Here is a 25040-nt window from a genome sequence, read left to right as displayed (position 1 = left end):
GGCGAGGATAGGGGGGAAATATTCGCATGACAACGGAAGACAACGACGCAGGCGAAAGACTCGTTAGATTGAACGAGAATCTCGCCAAGGTCGAAGCGTTGTCGCAACGTCTGGTCGCGGCGCTGTCCCGGCGCAAGGCGGTGGACAATGCCCTGCATGGCCCCGCCCCCGATGTGTATATGAAGGCCGCCGCCGCCTATCTGGCCGAGATGATGCACAACCCGGCCAAGATCCTGGAACATCAGATCAACTACTGGGGCAAAAGCCTGAAGCATTACGTCGAGGCACAGCAGACGCTGGCCAAGGGCGAATTGAAGGCCCCGCCGGACCCGACGCCGCGGGACCGCCGCTTCGCCAATCCGCTGTGGGAAACCCATCCCTTCTTCAACTACCTGAAGCAGCAATATCTGATGAATGCCGAGGCGCTCTCCTCGGCGGTGCAGGACATGTCCACGCTCGATCCCGCAGACAAGCGGCGCGTGGAATACTTCACCCGCCAGATCGTGGACATGTTCTCGCCCACCAACTTTCTCGGCACCAACCCCGATGCGCTGGAACGCGCGATCGAGACGGATGGCGAAAGCCTGGTGAAGGGGCTTGAGAACCTCGTTGCCGATATCGAGGCGAATTCCGGCGACCTGATGGTCACATTGGCCGATCGCGAGGCCTTTCATGTGGGCCAGAACCTCGCCACCACGCCGGGCGCCGTGGTCTATCGCAACAAGATGTTCGAACTGATCCAATACGCCCCCACGACCGAGAAGGTGCATCAGACGCCGCTGCTGATCTTCCCGCCCTGGATCAACAAGTTCTACATCCTCGACATGAAACCGGCGAACAGCCTGATAAAATGGGTTGTGGATCAAGGCTTTACCGTCTTCGTCGTCTCCTGGGTCAACCCCGATGCCAGCTATCGCGACACCGGGCTGGATGACTACATCCGCGACGGATATCTGCGCGCCATGGCCGAGGTGCGCCGCATCACCGGGGAAAAGCAGATCAACTGCGTCGGCTATTGCATCGCGGGGACCACCCTGTCGCTCACCCTCGCGCATCTGGAAAAGGCGGGCGACAGGTCCGTGAAATCCGCCACGCTGTTCACCACGCTGACCGATTTCTCAGATCCGGGCGAGGTGGGGGTCTTCCTGAACGACGATTTCGTCGATGGCATCGAACGCCAGTCGGAACAGGACGGCATCCTGTCCAAATTCTTCATGTCCCGCACCTTCAGCTTCCTGCGGTCCAATGACCTGATCTACCAGCCCGCCATCAAGAGCTACATGATGGGCGAGGCGCCGCCTGCCTTCGACCTTCTCTACTGGAACGGCGACGGCACGAACCTGCCCTGCAAGATGGCGCTGGAATATCTGCGCGGCCTCTGCCAGCGCGACCAGTTCGCCACGACGGGGTTCCCGGTCTTTGGCAAGCCCGTCACCCTTGCCGATGTGAAGCTGCCGCTTTGCGCCATCGCCTGCGAGACCGACCACATCGCCCATTGGCGCGGCAGCTTCAACGGCGTGCGCCAGATGGGTTCCAAGGACAAGACCTTCATCCTGTCGGAAAGCGGCCATATCGCCGGGATCATCAACCCGCCCGCAAAGGGAAAATACGGCCATTACACCAATGATGGCCCCGTGGCCGGAACGCCCGAGGAATGGAAGGCCCAGGCGACCTTCCATGCCGGAAGCTGGTGGCCGCGCTGGGGCGAGTGGCTGGCGGCCCGGTCGGGCAAGAAGATCAAGGCGCGCATCCCGGGCGATTCGGGGGGCGAAGTCCTGGCCCCGGCACCGGGAACCTATGTGACCGCCACCCCCGCGGCCTGACCCCTGCCTGACGCAAGTGCCTGAACCGCCGCGCAATTCGCGATTGCAGGACATATGTCGGCCAAGCAATGCTGCAATGCAGAAAAATACTTGAATTGCTGCGTTGCAGCATGTATATCTTGGTCATCAGGAAACACCGCACACCCGCCCGTCAGACCGGCACGCCAGGAGCAAGACCATGAACAAGACCCCCGATTTCACCAAAGTCATGCAGGACATGATGGCCTCCTTCCCGGTTGACGCCTCGGCGCTTCAGAACGCGTTCAAGACGCAGGCCGCGATGGGCGAGAAGCTGTCGAAAGTGGCCCTCGAAGCCGCCGAGAAATCGACCGAAATCACCGCCAAATGGACCAAGGACACCATCGCCAAGCTGGGCGACGTCTCCAAGGCCAAGACCGAACCGACCGAATACACCAAGTCGGTGACCGATTTCGCCTCCGCCTATGCCGAAATGGCCGCCGAAAACATGGCCGCCTTCGCCGAAGTCGCGAAGAAGGTCCAGATGGAAACGGTCGAACTGATGCTCGCCGCTGGCAAGGACTTCTCGGAAGACGCGACCGCCGCCGTCAAGAAGGCGACCGCCGAAGTGACCTCGGTCGCCAAGAAAGCCGCTGCGGCTGCGAAGTAAGTCTTAGCGTAAAGCGTCCCCGCATCCTCCTCCCTGTCGGATGGACGCGCGTCGGGCGGGCCTCGTGCCCGCCCTTTCTTTTTGAAAATCCCTGTCTTAAGCTTCTCTGCATTGCAGCCATTGCAACTGCAAAAGGAATGGGGAGGGGGGCCGATGGCCGACACCGACAAGCCGCTTCTGATCAAGCGCTATGCCAGCCGCAGGCTCTACAACACCGAGACGTCGGATTACGTCACCCTGGAAGACATCGCCGGTTTCATCCGTGCGGGCCGGGAGGTGCAGATCGTCGATCTGAAATCCGGCGATGACCTGACGCGGCAATACCTTCTGCAAATCGTGGCCGAACATGAATCGAAGGGCGAGAATGTCCTTCCGATCAATGTGCTGACCGATCTTGTCAGGTCCTACACCACCGAAATGCAATCCGTCGTCCCGCAATTCCTTGCCGCCTCTTTCGAGATGCTGCGCGAAGGCCAGTCGAAGATGATGGAGAACCTCTCCGCCTTCCCCAATCCGATGGCCGCCATGCCGGGCTTCGAGGCGATGCGCAAGCAGCAGGAGGCCTTCATGCAGGCCTTCATGGGCGGCATTCCCGGCTGGGGCGGGTCAGGCCCCACGAAGGAAGAGGGGCCCGCCACCGCGGGCGAGGCCGCGCCGAAGGATGAGGAACTGGCCCAGATCAAGCGGCAACTGGCCGAATTGCAGAAGAAACTGTCCAAGCTCTGACCGGACGAAGGGGGCCGTCCCATGACCGAAGGCCAGGGGCGCGTCACCCTCTGGGGGATCGAGGTCTTTCTCGCCGCAGCCGAGGAAGGGGCGATCTCTGCCGCCGCCCGCCGTCTGGGCGTGAGCCCCTCTGCCGTCAGCCAGCAGCTCTCCTCGCTCGAAACGGCGCTGGGCACGGTTCTGATGGACCGCAGCGCAAGGCCGCTGCGGATGACGCCCGCGGGCACGATGTTCCGCCGCCACGCACAAGTGATCCTGAACGCCGAGGCCGAGGCGCGGGCCGAACTGGCCCTTTCCGACCTGTCGGGGCTCACGACGCTGCGGCTGGGGATGATCGAGGACCTGGATGCCGAAGTGACGCCGCAGCTTCTGGCCGAACTGGCAACGGAATTGAAGGGCTGCCGCTTCCTGCTGGAAACCGGGGCCAGCCATCACCTGCTCGAACAGCTTTCGAACCGCGCGCTCGACATGGTCGTGGCCGCCGATGCCGCGCTTGAGGCGCCCGAAGGCTGGCGCGAAGTGCATCCGCTTCTGGCCGAACCCTTCCTCGCTGTCGCGCCGAAAGGGGGCGATCCGGCCAGCCTGCCCCTGATCCAGTACACGACCCGGCATCTGATGGGCCGGCAGATCGCCGCCCATCTGGCGCGGCAGAATCTGCGCATCGGGGCGCGGTTCGAACTGGACAGCTATACCCCGATCCTTGCCATGGTCGCGGCCGGGGCCGGCTGGACGATCCTCACCCCGCTCGCGCTGCACCATGCCGCGCGGTTCCGCGAGGCGGTGGAGTTGCAGCCGCTGCCCTTCGACCCGCCGGGGCGGACCCTGTCGCTGCAAGCCCGCGCGGGCGTCCTGCGCGACATGCCGGGGGAGGTGGCGGTGCGGCTGCGGCGGCTGCTGGACCGTCAGGTCGTGCAGCCCACCCGGGCGCTCTGGCCCTGGCTGGGCGATACGCTGCGGACCTTGTGACGGCGAAGATTTTTCGTACGAAAAATCTTCATCCCGAAAATTCTTCGACGAAGAATTTTCCCGATCTTCCGACGGAAGATCGAACCGGAAGAATTTTCAGTGAAAATTCTTCGCCCTCAGCCCCGAACCTCGCGCGCCGCTTCGGTCAGGGCGCTGGCGATATAGTCCAGGTCCGCTTCCGTCAGGCGGGCGGGCAGGCGCACGTCGCAGGCGCGCATCAGCATGGCGCGCGTGCGCGGCAATTCGGGCAGATCACCCAGGAACTGCCAATTCCAATAGGCCCGCGCATTGCCTTCGGACAGGCCGAAGACCTGCACCGAAACGCCGCGCCGCTTGGCGGCCTTCTGGAAGGCCCGCGCCTCGTCATCCGACCAGTCGCCCTTCAGGTTGAACTGGATGGAATCCGGCGCGCGTTCTTCCTGCGGCAGGGCAGGGGGCACGTGCAGCAGGCCGCAGGCATTCAGCCGCGCCGCAACCCAGTCATGGTTCGCCCGGCCCTGCGCCACGCGGCGCGCCACCTCGGGCAGTTGCGGCCGGATCACCGCCGCCGAAAGGTTCTGCATGCGCAGATTGTACAGCGGCAACTTGTTCTGCCAATGCGCGCAGGAATTCGACAGGCCCGGATGCTTTTTCCAGTTTTCCTCATAGGCGCCCGACATGATGATGGCCCGCGCCGCAATCTCCGGGTCATCCGTCACGAGGATACCGCCCTCGCCCGCATTCACCAGCTTGTAGGACTGAAAGCTGAAACAGCCCACCTTGCCGATCGTGCCGATCTTCTTTCCGTTCCACAGCGTTCCCAGCGAATGGGCCGCATCCTCGACCACCGGGATGCCGCGCGCATCACACAGTGCCATGATCGCATCCATATCCGAGGTATGCCCCCGCATGTGGCTGATCATCACCGCCGCCGCATCGTCAAGCTTTGCCTCGAAATCGGCCAGATCAACGCGGTAATTCTCGCCCACCTCCACCAGCACCGGCACGCAATCGGCATGCACGACGGATGAGGGCACGGCGGCAAAGGTGAAGGCCGGGATCAGGACCTTCGCCCCGCGCGGCAGGTCCAGCGCCTTGAGCGACAGGAACAGCGCCGCCGAACAGGACGACACCGCCAGCGCATAGCGCGCGCCCAGCAGCGCGGCGAATTCCGCCTCCAGCAGGGCCACGGGCGCATTCTCGGGGGCCGTATAGCGGAACAGGTCGCCCGTCGCGATCAGCCGGTCGATTTCGGCCCGTGCGGCCTCGGGGATCGGTTCGGCATCATAGACATTGGGGGCGAGTGTCTGTCCGTCCGGAGCCATCCCTGCACCTTTTCTGAAAGTCTTCTTCCGTTTTTCTGTAAAGGGACGGCTGTCACATTTCCAGTGACAAGTTCACGACAGCAGGATTTTTCCTGCGCCACAGGGCGGGAAACCGCCGAGGGTGGGGATCAGAGGCCCAACCTGTCGCGCATGGAATACCAGGTCATCGCAAGCACTAGCAATGGCCAGCGCAGGGCCACCCCGCCGGGAAAGCGCGGCGTGGGCAGTTTCGCGATCAGGTCGAAGCGTTCCGCCTGCCCGGCCACCGCCTCGGCCAGGATGCGGCCTGCGAGCGTGGCCAGCGCCACGCCATGCCCCGAATAGCCCGAGGCCGACAGCACATTCGGCGCCACCCGCAGGAAACAGGGGTTGCGGGTCATGGTGATGGCCAGCGTGCCGCCCCAGGCATGGTCGATCCTCACATCCCGCAGGGCGGGATAGACCTCCAGCATCGGCTTGCGCACCGTCCGGATGATATCCGGGAAGCGGTAGCCATAGCTTTCGCCACCGCCGAAGAGCAGGCGGTTATCCTCCGACAGCCGCCAGTAATTCACCACGAATTTGGTATCCGCCACCGCGACGGGTTCGGTCAGAACTTCCTTCGCCCGGTCGCCCAGGGGTTCGGTTGCGACGATGAAATTGTTGATCGGCATGACGCGGGCGGCCACCTGCGGCTCCAGCCCGCCCAGATAGCCATTGCAGGCCAGGATCAGATGATCGCAGGTCACCTGCCCCCCCGCCGTCCGCACCACCGGTGTCGCGCCATGGGCGATGCCCGTCACCTCCGACGCCTCATGGATCACCGCCCCCGCCGCCTGCGCGGCGCGCGCCAGACCGATCGCGTAGTTGAGCGGATGCACATGGCCCGCGCCCCGGTCCATCTCGCCCCCCGCAAAGACCCCCGACGGGATCAGCCGCCCGATTGCCTCGCGCGACAGCGGTTCCAGTTGATCATAGCCGTAATCGCGGCGCAGCTTTTCGGCATAGCGCGCCGCATCCCGCGCCTCTCCCTCATGCCAGCAGGCATGGGCAATGCCGGGGTGAAACCGCACCGGCATGTCATGCTCCGCGATCAGCCCGCGCACCATGTCCTTCGCCTCTTGCGCGAAATCCCACAGCTTCTTCGCATCCGCCAGACCAACCGCCGCCTCCAGCGCATCCTGATCCAGCCGCTGCCCGCTGCCCACCTGCCCGCCATTGCGCCCCGAGGCACCAAAGCCCACGCGATGCGCCTCCAGCAGCACGACCTTCAGCCCGCGCTGGGCCAGATGCAGCGCGGCCGAAAGGCCGGTATAGCCGCCCCCTACGACGCAGACATCGGACCGCACCGAACCCTGCAACGGGGGGAGGGGGGCGAATTCGGCGCGTGTGGCCGCGTAATAGGACGGGGGATATTCCCCCGCCCGGTCATTGGCGTGCAGCAGGTTCATGGGCATCAGACGTTCAGCAGCAGATGCTCCCGTTCCCACGGGCTGATGACCTGCAAGAACTCCTTGTATTCGTTCCGCTTCACGCTGTCATAGACATTGCAGAACTCCACCCCCAGCACCTCGCGCAGCGCAGCATCCTCTTCCAGCAGGTCCAGCGCATCGCCCAGATTGTAGGGCAGGTCGGAATCCATGTTATAGGCATCCTCGGTGCATTCCGCGCGCGGCATCTTGCCCGCCTTCAGGCCGAGATACCCGCAGGCCAGGCTGGCCGCGATCCCCAGATAGGGGTTGCAGTCCATCCCGGCGAGGCGGTTTTCCAGCCGCCGCGCCTCGGGCCCCGAAATCGGCACGCGCAGCCCCGTGGTGCGGTTGTCGCGGCCCCATTCCAGATTGATGGGCGCGGCAAAGTCGGGGACATAGCGGCGATAGCTGTTCACGTAAGGCGCCAGCAGGGCCACGGCGGCGGGCAGATGGGTCTGCATCCCGGCGATGAAATGCAGGAATTCCGGTGTCTCGCCCCCCTTCCGGTCGGAAAAGATGTTCTTGCCCGTCTTCATGTCCACCACCGAATGGTGGATATGCATGGCCGATCCGGGCTCCCCTTCGATGGGCTTGGCCATGAAAGTGGCGAAACAGTCATGCCGCAGCGCCGCCTCGCGGATCAGCCGCTTGAAGAAGAAGATCTCGTCGGCCAGCGCCACGGGGTCGCCATGGGCGAGGTTGATCTCGATCTGCCCCGCCCCGCCTTCCTGAAGGATGCCGTCGATCTCGAACCCCTGCGCCTCGGCGAAATCGTAGATATCGTCGATGACCTTGCCGTATTCGTCCACCGCGCTCATCGAATAGGCCTGCTTGCCCGCCGCGCGGCGGCCCGACCGGCCCATCGGCGGGATGATCGGCATGTTCGGGTCGATGTTGCGCGCGACGAGGAAGAATTCCATCTCGGGCGCGACGATGGGCTGCCAGCCTTCGGCGTTGTAAAGCTGCACGATCCGCTTCAGCACGTTGCGCGGTGCGGTGGGGACGGGGTTGCCGGCCTGATCCTGCGCGTCATGGATCACCTGCAAGGTCACATCCGCCGTCCAGGGCGCGGCCGTGGCCGTGGCGAAGTCGGGCACGAGGATCATGTCGGGTTCGGTGAAGGACCCGGTCGGATTGTCCGCCCATTCCCCCGTGATCGTCTGAAGGAAGATGGAGTTGGGCAGAAAATAGCTGGTCTGCTTGGCGAATTTCGAGGCGGGCATCGCCTTGCCCCGCGCCACCCCGGCAATGTCGCCGATGATGCATTCCACTTCATCGACGCGGCGTCCGGCAATCCAGTCGCGGGCGGCTTCGGGCAGTTTCTCGGTCCATTTGGACATGTGTCACACTATCGGTTTTGGGTTGCCCGCGCCGCCCGGGATCAGGCGCGCGGCTCCTTGAAGAAGGCGGCAATGCGTCCCGCCATGGTCTTGTCCTGAATGGGAAGGTCCAGCTTGGCGGCGGCCTCGGCCATCACCTCGTCTGGCACCAGGCCCTTGCCCCGCGTCCGCATCAACCCATCGACGAATTCGGGGCGGAATTCGGGATGGGCCTGCACCGTCAAGGCGCGGTCATCGTAGAGAAGCGCCGCATTGGCGCAGAACGCGTTCGTCGCGATTACCGTCGCCCCGGCCGGGGCCTGCACCACCTGATCGCGGTGCCAGGCGTTCAGGCGCAAGGTCTCGCCGCCGAAATCATATTCCGTCGCGCCCACGGCCCAGCCGCCGGCATAGCGCTCCACCTTGCCGCCCATCGCCTGCGCCACGATCTGATGGCCAAAGCAGATGCCCACCACCGGCACCCGCGCGGCAAAGGCGTCGCGGATGAACTGCTCCAGCGGCGGGATCCAGGGATGATCCTCATAGACCCCGTGCCGCGATCCGGTGATCAGCCAGCCATCGGCCTGATGCACGTCGGAGGGAAACTCCTCCTCCACCACCTTCCAGGTCCGGAAGGTGAAGCCGTGCCCGTCCAGCAGGCGCGCGAACATGTCGGGGTAATCCCCCATTTCGGGGGCAAGTGCCTCGGGCGCGAGGCCGGTCTGAAGGATGCCGATCCGCATCTGGTTCCATCCGCCGTTTCGTTCAAGCTAGGCGCGCCCCCCGCCCTCTGGCAAGGGCCGCGCCGCAAGCGTGGCGCGAAGAATTTTCGGATGAAAATTCTTCGCCCCCGCTCAGACCGTGTCGAGATAGAGTTCCACCCGCTCGCTTTCGCTCAGCTCGCCGATGTAATGCAGTTCCTGACGCTTGGTCTGGATCAGGTTCTTGATCAGCTCGGGATGGATGAAGCGCGAAACGATCTGGCTGTGTTCCAGCGCCTCGATCGCGCCTTCCCATGTTGCCGGGATCTGCGGCAGATCCTCCATCGCATAGGCGTTCCCGGTGATCGGCGGCGGCGGTTCCATCGCCTGGGTGATCCCGTCCAGCGCCGCGCCAAGGATGGCGGCCAGCATCAGGTAGGGGTTCACGTCCCCCCCCGCCACGCGATGCTCGATCCGCCGCGCCGACGGGTTGCCCGCCGGAATCCGGATCGCGCCCGTGCGGTTCTCATAGCCCCAGCAGATTGCCGTGGGCGCATGTTTCCCCGGCACCAGCCGCTCATAGCTGTTCTGATGCGGCGCGAAGATCAGCGTGCTGTCATGCATCGCGTTCAGGCAGCCCGCCACGGCCGACCGCAGCGTCGCCGTCCCCTTCGGACCGCCCGAATCGAAGACGTTCCGCCCATCTTCGTCGATCAGGCTGAAATGCGTGTGCAGGCCCGATCCGGAATATTCCGGATAGGGCTTTGCCATGAAGGACGCCGCAAAGCCGTGCCGCCGCGCCAGACCCTTCACCAGCATCTTGAAGAGCCAGGCATCATCGGCGGCCCGCAGCGGATCGTCGCAATGCATCAGGTTGACTTCGAACTGGCCAAGGCCGGTTTCCGACGTGGTCGTGTCGGCGGGAATGTCCATCGCCTCGCAGGCGTCGTAGAGATCGGTGAAAAAGCTGTCAAACGCATCCAGCGCCCGGATCGACAGCGTCTCCGCCGCCTTCCGCCGCTTGCCCGACCGGGGCGAGGGCGGCACCTGCAAGGTCTTGCCGCTGTCGTCGATCAGGAAGAATTCCAGCTCCATCGCCACCACGGGCGTCAGGCCGCGTTCCTTGAACTTCTCCACCACCGCGCGCAGCGCGTGGCGGGGATCGCCCTCATAGGGCGTGCCATTCTCGCGGAACATCCAGATCGGCAGCAGCGCCGTCGGCGCCTCTAGCCAGGGCATGGGCATGAAGCCCCGCTCGGTCGGTTTCAACACACCATCCTGATCGCCCTGCTCGAACACCAGCGGGCTGTCGTCGATATCCTCGCCCCAGATGTCCAGGTTCAGGACGGAAAACGGGAACCGCGTCCCGTTCTTCACCACATTCTCTGCAAAGCGCGCCGGAATCCGCTTGCCGCGCGCCTGACCGTTCAGGTCAACCGCGGCCACGCGGATGGTCCGCACGTCCGGATGCTTCCTCAGCCAATCCTTCATCATCGTTTTCACCAGACGGGGGAGCATAGGCCCGGCCCCGGTCTTTCCCCTGTGTTCGATCCCATGTCCACCGGGCCCCATGCCCTGCGCCGCCCTGTTCGGCAGACCCGGCGCGCTGTGCCGGGGAATTTGATCAAATCTAGGCTACTATCGGATCACCTGCGGACGCAAGCGGATTCTGCCGCGCATGTTGGATGGCAGATGGCGGTTCAGACGGCGGTTGATCAGGCCGAAAACCCAGATCAAAAGCAGCGTCAGGCAGATGAAATAGAAGCCCACGATGGGATAGGGGATGAAGGGGTTGAAGGTCTTGTCGGCGAAATAATTCGCGTAATAGAGCGCGTCGCCCTTCTGCTGAAACGCCGGGAAGCCCGAAAAGAAGACCAGCGTCGTCGCGTGGAACAGGAAGATCGCCTCATTCGTATAGGCAGGCCAGCCCAGCCGCAGCATGGTGGGCCAAAGCACCCGGCGGAACCGTGACCAGCCGGTGATGCCATAGGCATCGGCCGCCTCCACATCGCCCTTGGGCACGGATTTCAGCGCGCCGTGGAAGATTTCCGCCGAATAGGCCGCCGTGTTCAGGAACAGCACGAACAGCGCGCCCGCCCAGGCCCGCGTCGTCCAGGCCGTTTCGATGGTGATGCCCAGAACGTTGATCCCGGCCTTGGGCAGCAGCACCAGAAGCTCGTAGGCCAGGAAAAACTGGATGAAGAGGGGCGATCCCCGGAAGACGAAGATGAACCATTCGGCAGGCTTGCGCAGCCAAGGAGAGTCCGCCGCCTTGGCCAGGGCAAGACCGGTGGCAAGGAAGAACCCGAAGAACAGCGCCAGCACGCCGAAATAGATGTTCCAGATCAGCCCCGACCCGATCAGCGTGAAATGCTGACAGAGGGTGAAATCCGAACGCGGCAGCAGCCGCTCGCCGATCCCGATGGACCGAAGCCCATAGGCCTGGATCGTTTCAAGGCAGGTCATCGGCTCCATCTCAGGCCCCCGCCTTGCGCAACTGCTCGCCGCCCAGCGTGGCCTGCCCATGCGACAGCCGCTGCGTCAGCCGGGCCAGGACCACTTCGGATACCCGCGTGAAGGCAAGATAGAAGACCAGAAGCCCGAGGAAGTAGAACACCCGCCAATCGCCATGCGGATAGGGGTTGTTCCCGCTCGTCTTGGCGCTGCCCAATTCGCGCGCCCAATAGACGATGTCCTGAATCCCCAGCAGGAACAGCAAGGGCGTCGCCTTGATCAGGATCAGCCACAGGTTCGACAGGCCCGGCAGCGCATAGACCCACATCTGCGGCACCAGCACGCGGCGGAACACCTGCCGGGGCGTCATGCCATAGGCTTCCGCCGTTTCAAGCTGCGCGCGCGGCACCGCCTGCATCGCGCCGTAAAGGACATTGGCCGCAAAGGCCCCGAAGACCAGCGCATAGGTGAAGACCGCCGTCGCAAAGGCATAGGCCGAATGCCAGATGGCCGAGGATGTCGCGAGCGGCACCTTCGCCTCCGGGCAGACACGGAACTCCGTCCCGTTCCAGACGGGCTGCGCCAGGTCCTCGCAGACGAAAAGATGCTTCGTCCATTCGATGCCCTGATCCAGCGCGATCACGAAGAACAGGAAATAGACGATGTCGGGCACGCCCCGCACCGCCGCGATATAGACCTTGCCCAAGATCGACACGGGCAGAAGCGGCGACCGCGCCGCCATCGCCCCGCCAAAACCGAAGGCCAGCGCGACGGGCGCCGTCACGGCCAAAAGCATCAGCACCGTCAGGAAGGACCAGTAGAAGTTGAAATGCGTCCCGGTGGTCAGGAAGCAACTCAGCCAGGTCAGGCCGGACAGTTGGCTCGGATCGGCGCAATATGCGAACATGGCAAAGAAACGGGGCGGCCCGAAGACCGCCCCCCTTGGCTCAGAACGTCGCGGCTTCGGGGCCGAACCACTTGGTGATCATCGCATTCAGCGACCCGTCATCCTTCATCGACTGGATGGCGGCGTTCAGCTTGTCCTTCAGCTCGGCATCCGTCTCGCGCAGGCCGATGCCCACGCCGCCGCCAAGCTGCACTTCCTCGGCCAGCAGCACGAGTTCGCCATTCGAATCCGCCGCGATCGGGGCCAGATAGTCCTTGTCGGCAAAGACGGCATCCGCCTCGCCATTCTTCACCGCCGCCACGGTTTCATCCGGCGTCGCGAACTCCAGCAGGGTCGCGCCCGATTCCGCCACATAGCCCGCCTGGATCGTGCCGGTCTGCGCCGCGATCACCGCGCCTTCGCCGATGGCCACATCCGCCGTCAGCGCCAGATAGGCCGACGAGGCCGGGGGAATGTAGTTCTGGCTGAAGTCGATGACCTCATCCCGTTCCGCCGTGATCGACATGCCGGCCATGATCAGGTCGTAGTTGCCCGATTGCAGGTTCGGGATGATCGAATCCCAGGCGTTCTGCACGAATTCGCAGTTCAGCGTCGCGCGCTTGCACAGCTCGTTGCCCAGCTCGATCTCGAACCCGGTCAACTCGCCGGTGGCCTGGTCGATGTAGTTGTAGGGCTCGTATGCGCCCTCGGTGCCGATCCGCACCACGTCCTGCGCCAGCGAGGCGCCCGCGGTCAGCGCCAGCAGCGCGGTGGCAAGCATCATCTTCTTCATCAGTATCTCCCTAGGGTTGGATTTGGTCTTGTGGGGTTGCCCCGGCGCTCAGGCCGTGGCGGACAGGAAACCGCGCAGCCGTTCGGTCTGCGGGTTTCCGAAAAGCTGATCGGGCGGACCCTCTTCCTCGATCTTCCCCTTGTGCAGGAAGATCACATGGTCCGACACATCGGCGGCAAGCTTCATGTCATGGGTGACAAGGATCATCGTGCGCCCCTCTTCGGCCAGCGCCTTGATGACCTTCACCACCTCCTGCTCCAGCTCCGGATCAAGGGCCGAGGTCGGCTCATCGAACAGAAGCGCGCGGGGTTCCATGCAGAGCGCGCGCGCAATCGCCGCCCGCTGCTGCTGCCCGCCTGACAATTGCGCAGGCCAGGCCTCGCATTTCTCGACGATGCCCACCTTGGCAAGGTATCCGCGCGCCTTCTCCTCCACCTCCTTCGGATCGCGACGCAGCACCGTCACCGGCGCCTCCATCACATTCTGAAGGATGGTCATGTGCGACCACAGGTTGAACTGCTGGAACACCATGGAAAGGTTGGTGCGCATCCGCATCACCTGCGCCTTGTCGGCGGGGTGGCGGTTCGGCCCCGTGCCCTTCCAGCGCACCGCCTCGCCCTCGAATTCGATCTCACCATCCTGACTGTCTTCCAGCAGGTTGCAGCAGCGCAGAAGCGTGGACTTCCCCGATCCCGACGACCCGATCAGCGACACGACATGCCCCTTGCGGGCGGTCAGGTCCACACCCTTCAGCACCTCCAGTGAGCCATAGCTCTTGTGCAGGTTGCGGATGCGGATGACGGGTGTGTCAGGGCTGTTGGATGTCACTGTTGGCAGCAGGCTTGTTGTTATCGTGGCTTATGTGGGGGCGGAGTAAGACCGATCAACCGGGGCAATGCAACGCCCTTTCCGTATAGCCGACGCACCGTCGCCGCCGATTTGATCACTTTTCCTGCGCGATCTGGTCAGGCGCGGGCGGAATGGGCACCGCGAGGTAATCCGCCGCCGGGATCGCCACGATGCCGCGCAGCCGCAGCCGGGCGCGGTCCTCGGTCGTCAGCCGGGCGATGGCCGCCGCAACCGCCGCGAAGATTTGCCCCGCATCCCGGCCCTTCGCGGTGATATAGGGCAGGGCAGGGGTGGGATCGGTCGCCCCCACCACCTTGACGCCCGACACATCCTCGAATTCCGAGATCAAGGCCCAGGTCAGCGCGTCGATGGCCGCCAGGTCCGCCCGCCCCTCGGCCACGGCAAGGAAGGACGCGCGATGCGACCCCGTCTCCACCCCCGGCAGCAGGCGAATGCCCCGCGCCGCCGCATGGTTGATCGGCGCGGCCCAGCCCGATTGCGACAGCCCGTCATTATAGGCGATCCGCGCCCCGTCGAAGGCCGCGAATTCCCCGCGCGGATCATCCGCCCGCGCGATCAGCACCGACCGATAAAATCCCGGCGCGCAGCCCTCATTCCTGAAATCCGGCGTGCCGACCAGTTGCACCCGCCCGTGCAGCCGCGCGCGATAGGGAAAGCCGCAGGTCTGCGACAGGATCAGCCCGGGGTCTTCCCATTGCGGCATCAGCACCGCATCACCCCGGCGCAAGCCTTCTGGCGCGGCGATCCCGCGCGCCGCCAGTTCCTCGCGGATCAGCGCCCAGTAGCGATCCGTCTCCGCCCGCAGTTCCGGGCGGTCATACATCGGCAAGGACGCGATCATCCCCGTTCGGCCCTCTGCCGGGCCAGCCCCGATTCCACATCCGTCAGGCCCAGAAGCGAGGCGACCATGCGCAGCAGCCGATCCTCCTCTGCGTCACGGATGCCATCCGCCAGCGCCACTTTCCACAGCGCCTCCATCAGCGCGGCCCGGTCCTCCAGCGCCGTCGCCGTCTTCAGCGCGCGGGTAAAGCGCACCGTATCCGGCGCCACCGCCTCAAGGTCCTCCGCCTCGCTGCGCAGCTTTGCCGCCTCGAAAGGGCCAAGCCCGTGATGCGCCATCAGGATGCGGTCGATCCGCTCCACCTCCTCGGCAGAGTAGAGTCCATCGGTCTTCGCCACCCGCACCAGCAGCGCAGCCAAGGCGAGGCGCGCATCGGGTTCGGGCAGGCGGGCGGGTTCGGGTGCGCTCAGCGCGCGAAGGATGGCTTGCAGCATGGGGGAAGAGTATCACCCGCCGCGCCCGCGGCAAGGGCGCGCGCGTCACGCCTGCGGGATCGCGATGCGCCCTTCCGAGAGCGGCACCGCCGCACCCCGGATGCGCACGGCGCGGAGGGCATCGCCCTCAACCTCCACCGTCATGTACAGGTCGGAGGCCCGCCCCATCTCCACCCCCTGCCGCAGATGGAACCGCGTCGCGCCCTCGGCCAGCGCCCCGCTGGCAGCCAATTGCGCCGCAAGGATCGCCGTCGCCGACCCTGTCGCGGGGTCTTCGGGTATCCCTGCCGTCGGCGAAAACATCCGCGCCCGGAAATCGCAATCCGTGCCGGGGGTATAAAGATAGGCGCTGTCCACCCCCGCCGCCGCCATCACCGCATCCCAATGCGGCTGCATCGCCCGCGCCCGGGCCAGCACCTCCAGCGAGGCCACCGGCACGTAAAGGAACCGCGGCCCGCCCTGCCAGACCCCCGGCCGATGCGCGCCAAAGCCGATTTCATCCGGCATCAGCCCCAGCGCATCGGCCAAGGCGGGATGCACCCGCCCCTCCGTCCCATGCGGGATTACGGGCGCGGTGAACTCGGCCTCCGTCACGCCGCCCCTGCGCCAGACAGTGACAGGCACCAGCCCCACCTCTTCCTCCAGCACCAGATGTGCCTCGAAATCCCCGTCCCCGGCATCCATCCCGGCCAGCAGAACCGCACAGCCGATGGTGGGATGGCCGGCAAAGGGAATCTCTGCCGTCGGAAAGAAGATCCGCACCCGCGCCCGGTGGGCGGGATCGCGCGGGGCCATCACGAAGATCGTCTCCGACAGGTTGAATTCCCGCGCGATGGTCTGCATCTGCGCCGTGTTCAGCCCATCCGCCCCCAGCACCACCGCCAGCGGATTGCCCGTAAAGGGCCGGGTTGTGAACACATCCAGCGTGCGGAACTCAAGCATGGCCCAGCCCCTTGAACAGCGCATCCAGCCGCGCGCATTCCGCCTCGATCCCGAAGGGCGGGTTCAGCATCCAGATCCCCGATCCCACCATCCGGTGCCCGTCGCGCACGGGCGGAAACCGCAATTCATGCCGCAGCGCCTCGGGATGCGCCGCCATCAGGGCGCGCAGCATCCCCTCATGCAGGCCATCCGTCAGGATCGGATACCACAGCGCGATGATCCCCACATTCCACTTCCGCGCCACCTGACCGATGACTTTTGGGATCGTCTGATAATCCGCCTTCACCTCATAGGACGGGTCGATCAGCAGCATCCCCCGCCGCGGCGTCGGCGGCGTGATGGCCAGCGCCATCTCGAACCCGTCGCGCTTTTGCACATGCGCGCCCCACGGGGCCAACAGCGCCGCCAGCGCCGCATGTTCCTGCGGATGCAACTCTGCCAGATGCATCACGTCGCTCTCGCGCAGCCCCATCGCCGCCAGAAGGGGCGACCCCGGATAGGCCCGCGCGTCATGCATCGCCCGCACCCCCGCCAGCGAGCGGCGATAGGGATGATCGGCCGCAAACCCCGCCTCCAGCCGCGCGATGCCCTGCGCCGCCTCGCCCGTCTTTTCCGCCTCAAGCCCCGCCAGATCGTAAAGCCCGCGCCCCGCATGAGTTTCGATATAGGTCAGAGGCTTGTCCTTCTGCGTCAGGTAGTCGAGCGTCCATGCCAGAAGCGTGTGCTTCTGCACATCGGCCAGGTTCCCCGCGTGATAGCTGTGCTGATAGGAAAGCATCCCCCCGCCTAACCCGGAACCCCGCCCCCGCGCAAGCCGCCCGCCCGCGCCCGAGGCGCAGGGCAGGGGCCTTCACCCCCCGTTAACGCTGCCGCGCGAGGATGCGGCAGCGGGATTGACGGATATAGCGTGAAGGGTATATAGCGAAGATGCGATGGGTGGTGGAACTCGTGCCGATGGCTGCGCAGGAATTGGCCGACCTGCCACCGGGGCTGCGTGGCCGGATGCTCCGCCTGATCGCCTTGGTCGAGGACTATGGAATCGCCGCCCTCTCCGCACCGCATGGGCGGCAGATCGACGGAAAGCTTTGGGAGATGCGGGTGATCGCAGCAGAAGGAATCGCACGCGGGTTCTACGTCACCCGGCAGGGTCGCCGCCTGATCGTCCTGCATGTCTTCGTGAAGAAAAGTCAGGCAACCCCGCCACGCAGGATCGAACTGGCCCGTCAACGCATGAAGGATATTGACTGATGCCGACGATACCCTTTGCCGAACTGAAGGCGCGTCTTCTGGCCGATCCCGAAGCCGCCCGCGCCTATGACGCCGCGGTGGAGGAATACGCCGCGCTCGAGGCGATGATCCGCGCGCGGGCGGAGAGCGGGGTCACGCAGGCGGAACTCGCCGAACGCATGGGGACCACGCAATCCGCCATCGCGCGGCTGGAAAGCGGGCGGGTCTCGCCCACGGTCGAAACCTTGCAGAAATACGCCCGCGCGCTGGGCAAGCGGCTGAAGATCGAGATGATCTGACGGCAAGGCGTTTCCTGACGCAGGAAACGCGCCGGAATTTGACGCAAATTCCGGGCCCCCGGCGCGACAGCGTTTTCTGCGTGCAGAAAACGACGCGAAATCTGCGTCAGATTTCGCCTCACACCAGCCGGCTCACCTCCACCGCCGCCCGCACGAAATCGGCAAACAGCGGATGCGGCGCGAAGGGTTTCGACTTCAGCTCCGGGTGGAACTGCACGCCGATGAACCAGGGGTGATCCTTCACCTCCACGATCTCGGGCAGCCGACCATCGGGCGACATGCCCGAAAAGATCAGCCCGCAGCTCTCCAGCTTGTCGCGATACTGGATATCCACCTCATAGCGATGCCGGTGCCGCTCTTCGATCACCGTGTCGCCATAGACCGAAGCGACCCGCGACCCGTCCTTCAGATGCGCCGTATAGGCCCCCAGCCGCATCGTGCCGCCCTTGTCATCCGTCACCTTGCGCGCGACGACATGGTTGCCCTGCACCCATTCCTTCAGGTGATAGACGACCGGGGTGAACCGCTTCGCCCCCGCCTCGTGGTCGAATTCCTCCGACCCGGCATTGGCCAGCCCGACCAGGTTCCGCGCCGCCTCGATCACCGCCATCTGCATCCCCAGGCAGATGCCCAGATAGGGGATCTTCTTCTCCCGCGCGAATTGCGCGGCCTTGATCTTGCCTTCCGTCCCCCGTTCCCCGAACCCGCCGGGCACGAGGATCGCGTGGAAATTCTCCAGCCAGGGCGCCGGGTCTTCCCGCTCGAAAATCTCGGCGTCGATCCACTCCGCCCGCACCTTCGTCCGGTTCGCCATCCCGCCATGGGCCAGCGCCTCGGCGATCGACTTGTAGGCATCTTCCAGCTGCGTGTACTTCCCCACGATGGCCACCCGCACCTCGCCCTCCGGATGGGTGATGCGGTCCATCACGTCCTCCCAGCGCGCCAGATTGGGCTTCGGCGCCGGCGTGATGCCAAAGGCATCCAGCACCGCCTGATCCAGCCCCGCCCGGTGATAGGCCAGCGGCGCCTCATAGATCGTCTTCAGGTCATAGGCGGGGATCACCGCCTCCTTCCGCACATTGCAGAACAGCGCGATCTTCTCGCGCTCCTTCTCGGGGATCGGATGCTCCGAACGGCAGACCAGCACATCGGGTGCCAGACCGATCGACTGCAATTCCTTCACCGAATGCTGCGTCGGCTTGGTCTTCAACTCGCCACTGGCCGAAAGATAGGGCAGCAGAGTCAGATGCATCAGGATCGACTGGCCGCGCGGGCGTTCATGGATGAACTGGCGGATGGCTTCGAAGAAGGGCAACCCTTCGATATCCCCCACCGTGCCGCCGATCTCGCACAGCATGAAATCGACCTCGTCATCCCCGATCTTCAGGAAATTCTTGATCTCATTCGTTACGTGTGGAATGACCTGGATCGTCTTGCCGAGGTAATCCCCCCGCCGCTCCTTCTCCAGCACATTGGAATAGATGCGCCCCGACGAGATGCTGTCGGTCGTCCGCGCGCTGACCCCGGTAAAGCGTTCGTAATGCCCGAGGTCGAGGTCGGTCTCCGCCCCGTCATCGGTCACGAAGACCTCGCCATGCTCGAAAGGCGACATCGTGCCGGGATCGACATTCAGATAGGGGTCAAGCTTGCGCAATCGCACCGTATAGCCCCGCGCCTGCAACAGCGCCCCAAGCGCCGCCGAAGCCAGCCCCTTGCCAAGCGAGGACACCACGCCGCCGGTGATGAAGATATAGCGCGCCAAGGTCGGATCTCCCGTGATGTCATGTCAAAGGGGGCGATGTGAAACCCGCCGGGGAATCGCACCATCACGGGAGTCAAGCCTTACCCGACCTCGGCCCGGCTTGCAACCGGACCGCAAGATGCAGGCCATCCCGTGGCTTTCGCGTCAATACGTGGTGGTCAGTCGTTGGCCGCGGGCGGGGTTGCCGGGGCATCGGCCGCAGGCGGCGTCAGCGGTGCATCCGCCGGCGCGGGCGGCAGCAGGTCAGAGCCCAGCGGCGCCTCCCCTTCGGCCGGCGCGGGCGCATCCGCCCCGATCTGGTCGATCACCGATCCGCCACCGGCCCCCTGGGCCGCGAAATAGGTCAGCGTCAGCGAGGTGATGATGAAGCAGACGGCGAAAAGCCAGGTCAGCTTTTGCAGCGCGGTCGTCGTGCCGCGCCCCGTCATCACGGAATTGCCACCCCCCATGCCAAGCCCGCCCCCTTCCGACCGCTGGAGCAGCACGACGCCGACCAGCAGCAGCGCAAGGATCAGGTGGATGGTAAGGACGACATTTTCCATTAGGCAGGCTTTCCGCGATCTGACGCGCCTATCTAGGCGCAAGGGCCAAGGCGCGCAAGTGGGCGCGTCACCCCGCAGGCAGCCCCTCGCAGACCGCCGACAGCTTGTTGCCGTCCGGATCGCGCACATAGCAGGCATAGAAGGACGGGCCAAAGGGCCGCAGCCCCGGCGCGCCCTCATCGGTTCCGCCATGCGCCAGCGCGGCGCGGTGAAAGGCATCCACCGCCGCCCGCGTATCCGCCACCAGCGCGGGCATCGACCCGTTGCCCACCGTTGCAGGCTTGCCGTCGAAAGGCCGCGTCACCCAGAGACGGCAGCGGCTGTCCCCCGGCGCGGCATAGCCGATCTCATCCTCCAGCGTGCGCAGGCGCGCCAGCCCAAGCGCCCCCATCACCGGGTCATAAAAGCGCGTCGCCCGCGCCAGATCATTCGTGCCAAGCGTGATGTAAAGGAACATCCCCCAACCCTGCCGCCCCGCGCGCCCTGCCGCAAGGCACAAATTTCTTCGAAGAAATTTGCAAATTCGTTCGAACGAATTTGGCCCGCCTCGCGGGCGGCGCGACCATTTCCCCGTTTCCATCCCCCCCGCGCCCCGCTATAGGACGCACGGTTTCACCGGACCGAAAAGGACAGTCCCGATGGCAAATGTTGTGGTCGTGGGCGCCCAATGGGGCGACGAAGGCAAGGGCAAGATCGTCGATTGGCTGTCCGAACGCGCCGATATCGTCGCCCGCTTCCAGGGCGGGCATAATGCGGGCCATACCCTTGTCATCGACGGCAATGTCTACAAGCTCTCGCTCCTGCCCTCGGGCATCGTGCGCGGCGGCAAGCTGTCGGTCATCGGCAATGGCGTGGTGCTTGATCCCTGGGCGCTTCTGTCCGAGATCGAGAAACTGCGCGGGCAGAGCGTGGACGTGAACCCCGACAACCTGCTGATCGCCGAAAACACCCCCCTCATCCTGCCCGTTCATGGCGAGCTGGACCGCGCCCGAGAAGGGCAGGTGGGCGTGGCCAAGATCGGCACCACCGGGCGCGGCATCGGCCCCGCCTATGAAGACAAGGTCGGCCGCCGCACCGTCCGGGTGGCGGACCTCGCCGATGAGGCGACGCTCGATCTGCGCATCGGCCGCCTGCTCACCCATCACAACGCGCTGCGGGCAGGGCTTGGCCTTGATCCGATCGACCCCGCCGCGCTGAAGGCGCAACTCCTCGATGTCGCGCCGAAGATCCTGCCCTATGCCAAGCCCGTCTGGAAGGTGCTGACCGAGGCACGGCGCGCGGGCAAGCGCATCCTCTTCGAAGGGGCGCAGGGCGCGCTCCTCGACGTGGATTTCGGCACCTACCCCTATGTCACCTCCTCCAACACGCTGGCCGGCATGGCGGCCACCGGCACCGGCCTCGGCCCTACGGCGGTGGATTTCGTCCTCGGCATCGTCAAGGCCTATACCACCCGTGTCGGCGAAGGCCCCTTCCCGACGGAACTCTTCGATGCCGACGGCGAACGGCTGGGCCAACGCGGCCATGAATTCGGCACCGTGACGGGGCGCAAGCGGCGCTGCGGCTGGTTCGATGCGGTGCTGGTCCGCCAGACCTGCGCCACCTCGGGCGTGTCGGGCATCGCACTGACGAAACTCGACGTGCTGGACGGGTTCCAGACGCTGCGCATCTGCACCGGCTATGAACTGGACGGCGAAAAACTCGACTACCTGCCCACCGCCGCCAATCTTCAGGCCCGCGTGACCCCGATCTACGAAGAGATGGAAGGCTGGTCCGAATCCACCGCAGGCGCCCGGTCCTGGGCCGACCTGCCGGGGGCGGCGATCAAATATGTGCGCCGGATTGAGGAATTGATCCAATGCCCGGTCGCCCTACTTTCCACCTCGCCGGAACGCGATGACACCATCCTCGTGACGGACCCCTTCGCCGATTGAGGACTAGGAGCAAGATGGCGCTTTCCTACAAGACCCGACGCCGCCTCTCGCTTCTGATCCTGCTGATCGGGCTGCCGCTTTACATCGTGGTGGCGGTCAATGTGGTGGGCCTGTTCGACCGCCCGCCGATCTGGCTGGAACTCCTGATTTATGTCGGCCTCGGCATCCTCTGGGCGCTGCCCTTCAAGGCGGTGTTCAAGGGGATCGGCCAGGCCGATCCCGACGCGCCCGATCGGGGCGAGGAGTGACGGGCCAGGGGCTGATCCTCCGCCCGGCCGCCGCAGCAATGAAAAAGGCGGACCCGCACAAGGTCCGCCCCTCCCTTTGGGTCCGGCTGGCAGCGCCCGGCCCACGAACCTGTGACGGTGCAGCCTAGCCCGCGATCTTGCGCGCCTCGGCCAGATAGGCCGATTCCTCGGTCAGCGTGAACTGCCCGCGCCGGATCTTGGCGATCCGGCCCTTGCGCAGCAGCGCGCCGAAGCTGCGCAGACCATCCTCGCGCTGGAAGCTGCCCGAAGGCACCACCGCGGCCACGTTCTGCATCAGCGCCGGGCGGCTGAAATGCTCGCGCCCTTCGACGCCCGACAGATAGGCCGCCGCCGCCTCGAGGATCTGTTCCAGATTCTGCGCGCCGACCCGTTCCACGAACTCCGCGAAGCCGCGCGTATCGCCGAACATGTTCCCGGCTTCGTCGCCATCCTCGTCATCGTCGTCAAAGGATTCGGCAGCCTGCACCGCCAGACCGGAGGAGGCGACGCGGCGCGGCCGCACCGGCGCGACCGGGGCCATCGGCCCGGGGGCCGCGCTGGGCGCGGCGGGACGCGGACGGTCGATCCGCTGTTCCGACACCAGAACCAGAGGGGCCGGACGTTCCACCGCGCTGTCGCCGCCGCGGCCCGGCAGCACATTCTTCACGGCCATGGCCAGATCGTTGCGATACCGCGCCAGGCGCGACACCTTTTCATTGTCCTGCGGGGCTTCCCCGGTGACCTTGCGCTCTGCCACGGTGGCCGCCACGGCGGCGCGCAGATGCTGGATGGCCGACAGGCGGCGCTTCGCCTCGCTGCCCTCCATCTCGTTGTCGGTCTGCTTCATCAGGCGGCTCACCGCCTCGTCGGCCGAGGGGCCGTCAAATCCCTTGCGCGTCTCCGGCGTGGCCGACAGATCGGCAACCGCCGCCGCATCGTCCTCCGGCCCGGTCAGGGCGGCAAGCTCGCGCTGAAGCGCCGCCTCATCCTCGGCAGACAGGATCATCTCCACATCGCCCATCACCGAAAGATCGGGCATCTCTTCGCGCGGCGCGGCGGGCGGGGCCACCGGTGCCTTGGCGGCCGGGGCCGGGGCATTTGGGGCGGCCTCGGGGGCCGCTTCGACCGGTGCCGTCTCGGCCAGCGCCGTGACATAATCGGAAATCGCCGATCCTTCGGCGGTCATGGCCGGGGCCTGCGCCTCGCCTTCGTCGGATTTGCGGATGCGGATCACCCGGGCACGGGCACGCAGCAGCTTTTCCTGCGCGCCGGGGCGCAGTTCCATCCCGTTCGTGGCGCTCTCGGCAAGCTGGGCCGCAGCCTGGGCAGGCGTTTCATCCTCGGGTTCCGCCTCCGGGGGCAGCTCCGCCGCTTCCGCCATCGCCGCGACCTGTGCCTCGGCCTCGGCCTCTTCCTCACGCGCCGTCTCTGCCACCACAGGCTCGGCTGCGGGCGGCTCTGCACCCGCCAGCAGCGCGTCAAGCGAGGCCCGGATCGCCTCATCTTCCGCGCCCGCCTCTTCCGGCGCGGTTTCCGCGGCAGCAGCCTCGATCAGATCGGCTGCGCCTTCCGGCTGTGCCATGACCGGGGCATCGGCAAAGACCGCCTCATCCTCGACGGCGGCCAGCGCGCGGGCCAGCCCCTCGGGCAGATCGACCGCCGCGACCTCATCCTCGGCAAAGACATCGTAATCCGCGCCCGTTTCCGGCGCCGGCACGGCGGCCTCCGCAGGCGCGGCTACCGCATCGGCCTCCTCATTCAGCGCCGCCACAGCCTCGGGACCTGCCATCTCGGCGGCCCCCATCTCTGCCGTTTCTTGCAGCGCGGCCTCGGCCTCTGCGGCCATTTCGGCCTGAAGCATCGCCTCCACGGCCAGCATCGGCTCCGCTTCGACCTCGACCGCCGCCTCGGGCTCAGCTTCGACCGCCGCCTCCGGCTCCGTCACGGCACCCAGTTCCGCCATCACGGCGGCCAGATCGTCATCGCCCGGCACTTCGGCAGATGCTTCGGCGGGCACTTCGGCAACCGCCTCTTCAACCGCCTCGACAGCCGCCTCCGTTACCTCCGCCTCCGGCATGGCTTCCGCCGCGACCTCAGCCGCAACCTCCTCCACGACCTCAGCCGGTTCGGCGGCTTCCACCACCGCTTCCGTCACCACCTCTTCCGGCGCAGCCTCGGGCAGGGATTCGGGCAGAAGATCGCTCAGGTCCGCCACCTCGGGCATCGCCTCGGGTTCGACCACATCCTCCACCATATCCTCGACATAGTCGGGAATGGCGAAACTCACGACAGGCGAGGTCGCCACCGGCGCCTCGGCCACGGGCTGCGCGGCCACATCCGACCGCAGCCGCATCAATTTCTCGACGACCGACTCCCCGGCCATGACCGCCGCCGGGGCAAGGGCGGGGGCCACGGCGGGCGCGTCGGCCACCCGTTCCGCAACCGGTGCGACAGCCGGAACCTGCACGGACACGGGGGGCGCCACCGGGGCGGGCGCCATCGGCTCCGCCGGTTCCGAAGCCCGCAGCACCACACCGTTTTCCTGAATCTTCGCCTCGACCCGCCGCTGAATCTCGCGCTCGGCGATCCGGTGCAGCATGGCCGCGTCCGGCGTCGGGGGCTCCGCGCCGAAATACCTGTCCTCGGCGGCAAGGTCGCGGAAATATTCCGCAATCGCCTTCATCGTGTTGAAGGGATCGTCGAACCCCTCCAGCGTACAGGAAAAGGTCCCGTAGGAGACCGTCAGTATCTTACTCGCCCCGTTCATCGGATGCTCGCTTTGCCCAGGTTCGGTCCGTTCAATCTACTGTCCTCCTGATCCTTTTGATGGACAGATGGCGGTAATTTGAAGGATTGATTATGGCCCACGAACGCTCGACTTGCCTCAATTCGG

At 65.5% G+C, this 25040-nt stretch carries 25 protein-coding genes; 8 read left to right on the top strand and 17 right to left on the bottom strand.

What is annotated here, in order from left to right; translation table 11 throughout:
* Nucleotides 1-26 precede the first annotated feature (26 nt).
* From phaC to C0V75_RS17575, 4 genes are all read left to right on the top strand, one after another.
* Nucleotides 27-1823, top strand: coding sequence for a class I poly(R)-hydroxyalkanoic acid synthase (gene phaC / locus C0V75_RS17590; RefSeq protein ID WP_101922275.1), 1797 nt, complete (start codon nucleotides 27-29; stop codon nucleotides 1821-1823).
* Nucleotides 1824-2001: 178 nt separating this feature from the next.
* The gene (locus C0V75_RS17585; RefSeq protein ID WP_101922274.1) at nucleotides 2002-2451 is read left to right on the top strand and encodes a Phasin; all 450 of its coding nucleotides are present in this window, start codon (nucleotides 2002-2004) and stop codon (nucleotides 2449-2451) included.
* A gap of 153 nt (nucleotides 2452-2604) precedes the next feature.
* Nucleotides 2605-3177: a polyhydroxyalkanoate synthesis repressor PhaR gene (gene phaR, locus C0V75_RS17580; RefSeq protein WP_101922273.1), complete on the top strand. Its 573-nt coding sequence runs from the start codon at nucleotides 2605-2607 to the stop codon at nucleotides 3175-3177.
* A 21-nt stretch (nucleotides 3178-3198) separates the two neighbouring features.
* Nucleotides 3199-4143 carry a LysR family transcriptional regulator gene (locus tag C0V75_RS17575; protein ID WP_101922272.1) on the top strand — a complete coding sequence of 315 codons (945 nt, stop codon included), beginning with the start codon at nucleotides 3199-3201 and terminating at the stop codon, nucleotides 4141-4143.
* Nucleotides 4144-4259: 116 nt separating this feature from the next.
* On the opposite strand, the gene C0V75_RS17570 is transcribed toward C0V75_RS17575, so the two are convergent.
* The 13 genes from C0V75_RS17570 to rlmJ all read right to left on the bottom strand — a co-directional run bounded on the left by C0V75_RS17570 (nucleotide 4260) and on the right by rlmJ (nucleotide 16916).
* Nucleotides 4260-5447: a DegT/DnrJ/EryC1/StrS aminotransferase family protein gene (locus tag C0V75_RS17570; protein ID WP_101922271.1), complete on the bottom strand. Its 1188-nt coding sequence runs from the start codon at nucleotides 5445-5447 to the stop codon at nucleotides 4260-4262.
* 128 nt (nucleotides 5448-5575) lie between these two features.
* On the bottom strand, nucleotides 5576-6877 hold the full coding sequence (locus C0V75_RS17565) for an FAD-binding oxidoreductase (protein ID WP_101922469.1): 1302 nt from the start codon (nucleotides 6875-6877) through the stop codon (nucleotides 5576-5578).
* 5 nt (nucleotides 6878-6882) lie between these two features.
* Nucleotides 6883-8238, bottom strand: coding sequence for a glutamine synthetase family protein (locus tag C0V75_RS17560; protein ID WP_101922270.1), 1356 nt, complete (start codon nucleotides 8236-8238; stop codon nucleotides 6883-6885).
* A gap of 41 nt (nucleotides 8239-8279) precedes the next feature.
* Complete coding sequence (locus C0V75_RS17555; protein ID WP_101922269.1) at nucleotides 8280-8960, bottom strand: type 1 glutamine amidotransferase; 681 nt, start codon at nucleotides 8958-8960, stop codon at nucleotides 8280-8282.
* A gap of 111 nt (nucleotides 8961-9071) precedes the next feature.
* Nucleotides 9072-10409: a glutamine synthetase family protein gene (locus C0V75_RS17550; RefSeq protein WP_101922468.1), complete on the bottom strand. Its 1338-nt coding sequence runs from the start codon at nucleotides 10407-10409 to the stop codon at nucleotides 9072-9074.
* Nucleotides 10410-10556: 147 nt separating this feature from the next.
* Complete coding sequence (locus tag C0V75_RS17545; protein WP_101922467.1) at nucleotides 10557-11384, bottom strand: ABC transporter permease; 828 nt, start codon at nucleotides 11382-11384, stop codon at nucleotides 10557-10559.
* A gap of 10 nt (nucleotides 11385-11394) precedes the next feature.
* Nucleotides 11395-12279, bottom strand: a complete 885-nt coding sequence (locus C0V75_RS17540; RefSeq protein ID WP_101922268.1) for an ABC transporter permease — start codon at nucleotides 12277-12279, stop codon at nucleotides 11395-11397.
* Nucleotides 12280-12319: 40 nt separating this feature from the next.
* Entirely contained in the window at nucleotides 12320-13051 is a 732-nt protein-coding gene (locus tag C0V75_RS17535) for a transporter substrate-binding domain-containing protein (protein WP_101922267.1), read from the bottom strand.
* 48 nt (nucleotides 13052-13099) lie between these two features.
* Nucleotides 13100-13879 (bottom strand): ABC transporter ATP-binding protein, encoded by a 780-nt coding sequence (locus C0V75_RS17530; protein WP_173861095.1) that lies wholly within the window; start codon nucleotides 13877-13879, stop codon nucleotides 13100-13102.
* Nucleotides 13880-13994: 115 nt separating this feature from the next.
* A complete protein-coding gene (locus tag C0V75_RS17525; protein WP_101922265.1) occupies nucleotides 13995-14762 on the bottom strand; it encodes a phosphate/phosphite/phosphonate ABC transporter substrate-binding protein in 768 nt (255 codons plus the stop codon).
* A complete protein-coding gene (locus C0V75_RS17520; RefSeq protein WP_101922264.1) occupies nucleotides 14759-15196 on the bottom strand; it encodes a TerB family tellurite resistance protein in 438 nt (145 codons plus the stop codon). The genes C0V75_RS17525 and C0V75_RS17520 overlap by 4 nt, the downstream gene beginning before the upstream one ends.
* A gap of 45 nt (nucleotides 15197-15241) precedes the next feature.
* On the bottom strand, nucleotides 15242-16138 hold the full coding sequence (locus tag C0V75_RS17515) for a PhzF family phenazine biosynthesis protein (RefSeq protein ID WP_101922263.1): 897 nt from the start codon (nucleotides 16136-16138) through the stop codon (nucleotides 15242-15244).
* Entirely contained in the window at nucleotides 16131-16916 is a 786-nt protein-coding gene (gene rlmJ, locus C0V75_RS17510) for a 23S rRNA (adenine(2030)-N(6))-methyltransferase RlmJ (protein ID WP_101922262.1), read from the bottom strand. Before rlmJ ends, C0V75_RS17515 begins: the two co-directional genes overlap by 8 nt.
* A gap of 149 nt (nucleotides 16917-17065) precedes the next feature.
* On the opposite strand from rlmJ, the gene C0V75_RS17505 reads away from it, so the two are divergent.
* Nucleotides 17066-17386 (top strand): type II toxin-antitoxin system RelE/ParE family toxin, encoded by a 321-nt coding sequence (locus C0V75_RS17505; protein ID WP_101922261.1) that lies wholly within the window; start codon nucleotides 17066-17068, stop codon nucleotides 17384-17386.
* On the top strand, nucleotides 17386-17664 hold the full coding sequence (locus C0V75_RS17500; RefSeq protein WP_101922260.1) for a helix-turn-helix domain-containing protein: 279 nt from the start codon (nucleotides 17386-17388) through the stop codon (nucleotides 17662-17664). Before C0V75_RS17505 ends, C0V75_RS17500 begins: the two co-directional genes overlap by 1 nt.
* A gap of 118 nt (nucleotides 17665-17782) precedes the next feature.
* Here C0V75_RS17500 and C0V75_RS17495 read toward each other — a convergent pair whose 3' ends face one another.
* The 3 genes from C0V75_RS17495 to C0V75_RS17485 all read right to left on the bottom strand — a co-directional run bounded on the left by C0V75_RS17495 (nucleotide 17783) and on the right by C0V75_RS17485 (nucleotide 20425).
* Nucleotides 17783-19426 (bottom strand): CTP synthase, encoded by a 1644-nt coding sequence (locus C0V75_RS17495; protein ID WP_101922259.1) that lies wholly within the window; start codon nucleotides 19424-19426, stop codon nucleotides 17783-17785.
* 158 nt (nucleotides 19427-19584) lie between these two features.
* Nucleotides 19585-19968, bottom strand: coding sequence for a preprotein translocase subunit SecG (secG, locus tag C0V75_RS17490; protein WP_101922258.1), 384 nt, complete (start codon nucleotides 19966-19968; stop codon nucleotides 19585-19587).
* 67 nt (nucleotides 19969-20035) lie between these two features.
* The gene (locus C0V75_RS17485; protein ID WP_101922257.1) at nucleotides 20036-20425 is read right to left on the bottom strand and encodes a VOC family protein; all 390 of its coding nucleotides are present in this window, start codon (nucleotides 20423-20425) and stop codon (nucleotides 20036-20038) included.
* A gap of 181 nt (nucleotides 20426-20606) precedes the next feature.
* On the opposite strand from C0V75_RS17485, the gene C0V75_RS17480 reads away from it, so the two are divergent.
* Together C0V75_RS17480 and C0V75_RS17475 are read left to right on the top strand one after the other, a co-directional pair.
* Nucleotides 20607-21899, top strand: a complete 1293-nt coding sequence (locus tag C0V75_RS17480; protein WP_101922256.1) for an adenylosuccinate synthase — start codon at nucleotides 20607-20609, stop codon at nucleotides 21897-21899.
* 14 nt (nucleotides 21900-21913) lie between these two features.
* Complete coding sequence (locus C0V75_RS17475; RefSeq protein WP_101922255.1) at nucleotides 21914-22147, top strand: DUF2842 domain-containing protein; 234 nt, start codon at nucleotides 21914-21916, stop codon at nucleotides 22145-22147.
* 124 nt (nucleotides 22148-22271) lie between these two features.
* Here the strand turns inward: C0V75_RS17475 and C0V75_RS17470 are convergent, their stop codons facing one another.
* A complete protein-coding gene (locus tag C0V75_RS17470; protein WP_101922254.1) occupies nucleotides 22272-24914 on the bottom strand; it encodes a hypothetical protein in 2643 nt (880 codons plus the stop codon).
* Between the last annotated feature and the right edge of the window lie 126 nt (nucleotides 24915-25040).

The organism is Tabrizicola sp. TH137 (genome assembly GCF_002855575.1).
GTDB lineage: Bacteria > Pseudomonadota > Alphaproteobacteria > Rhodobacterales > Rhodobacteraceae > Paragemmobacter.
The sequence above is the reverse complement of the archived record's forward strand: the minus strand, read 5'-3'. Positions and strand labels throughout refer to the sequence as shown.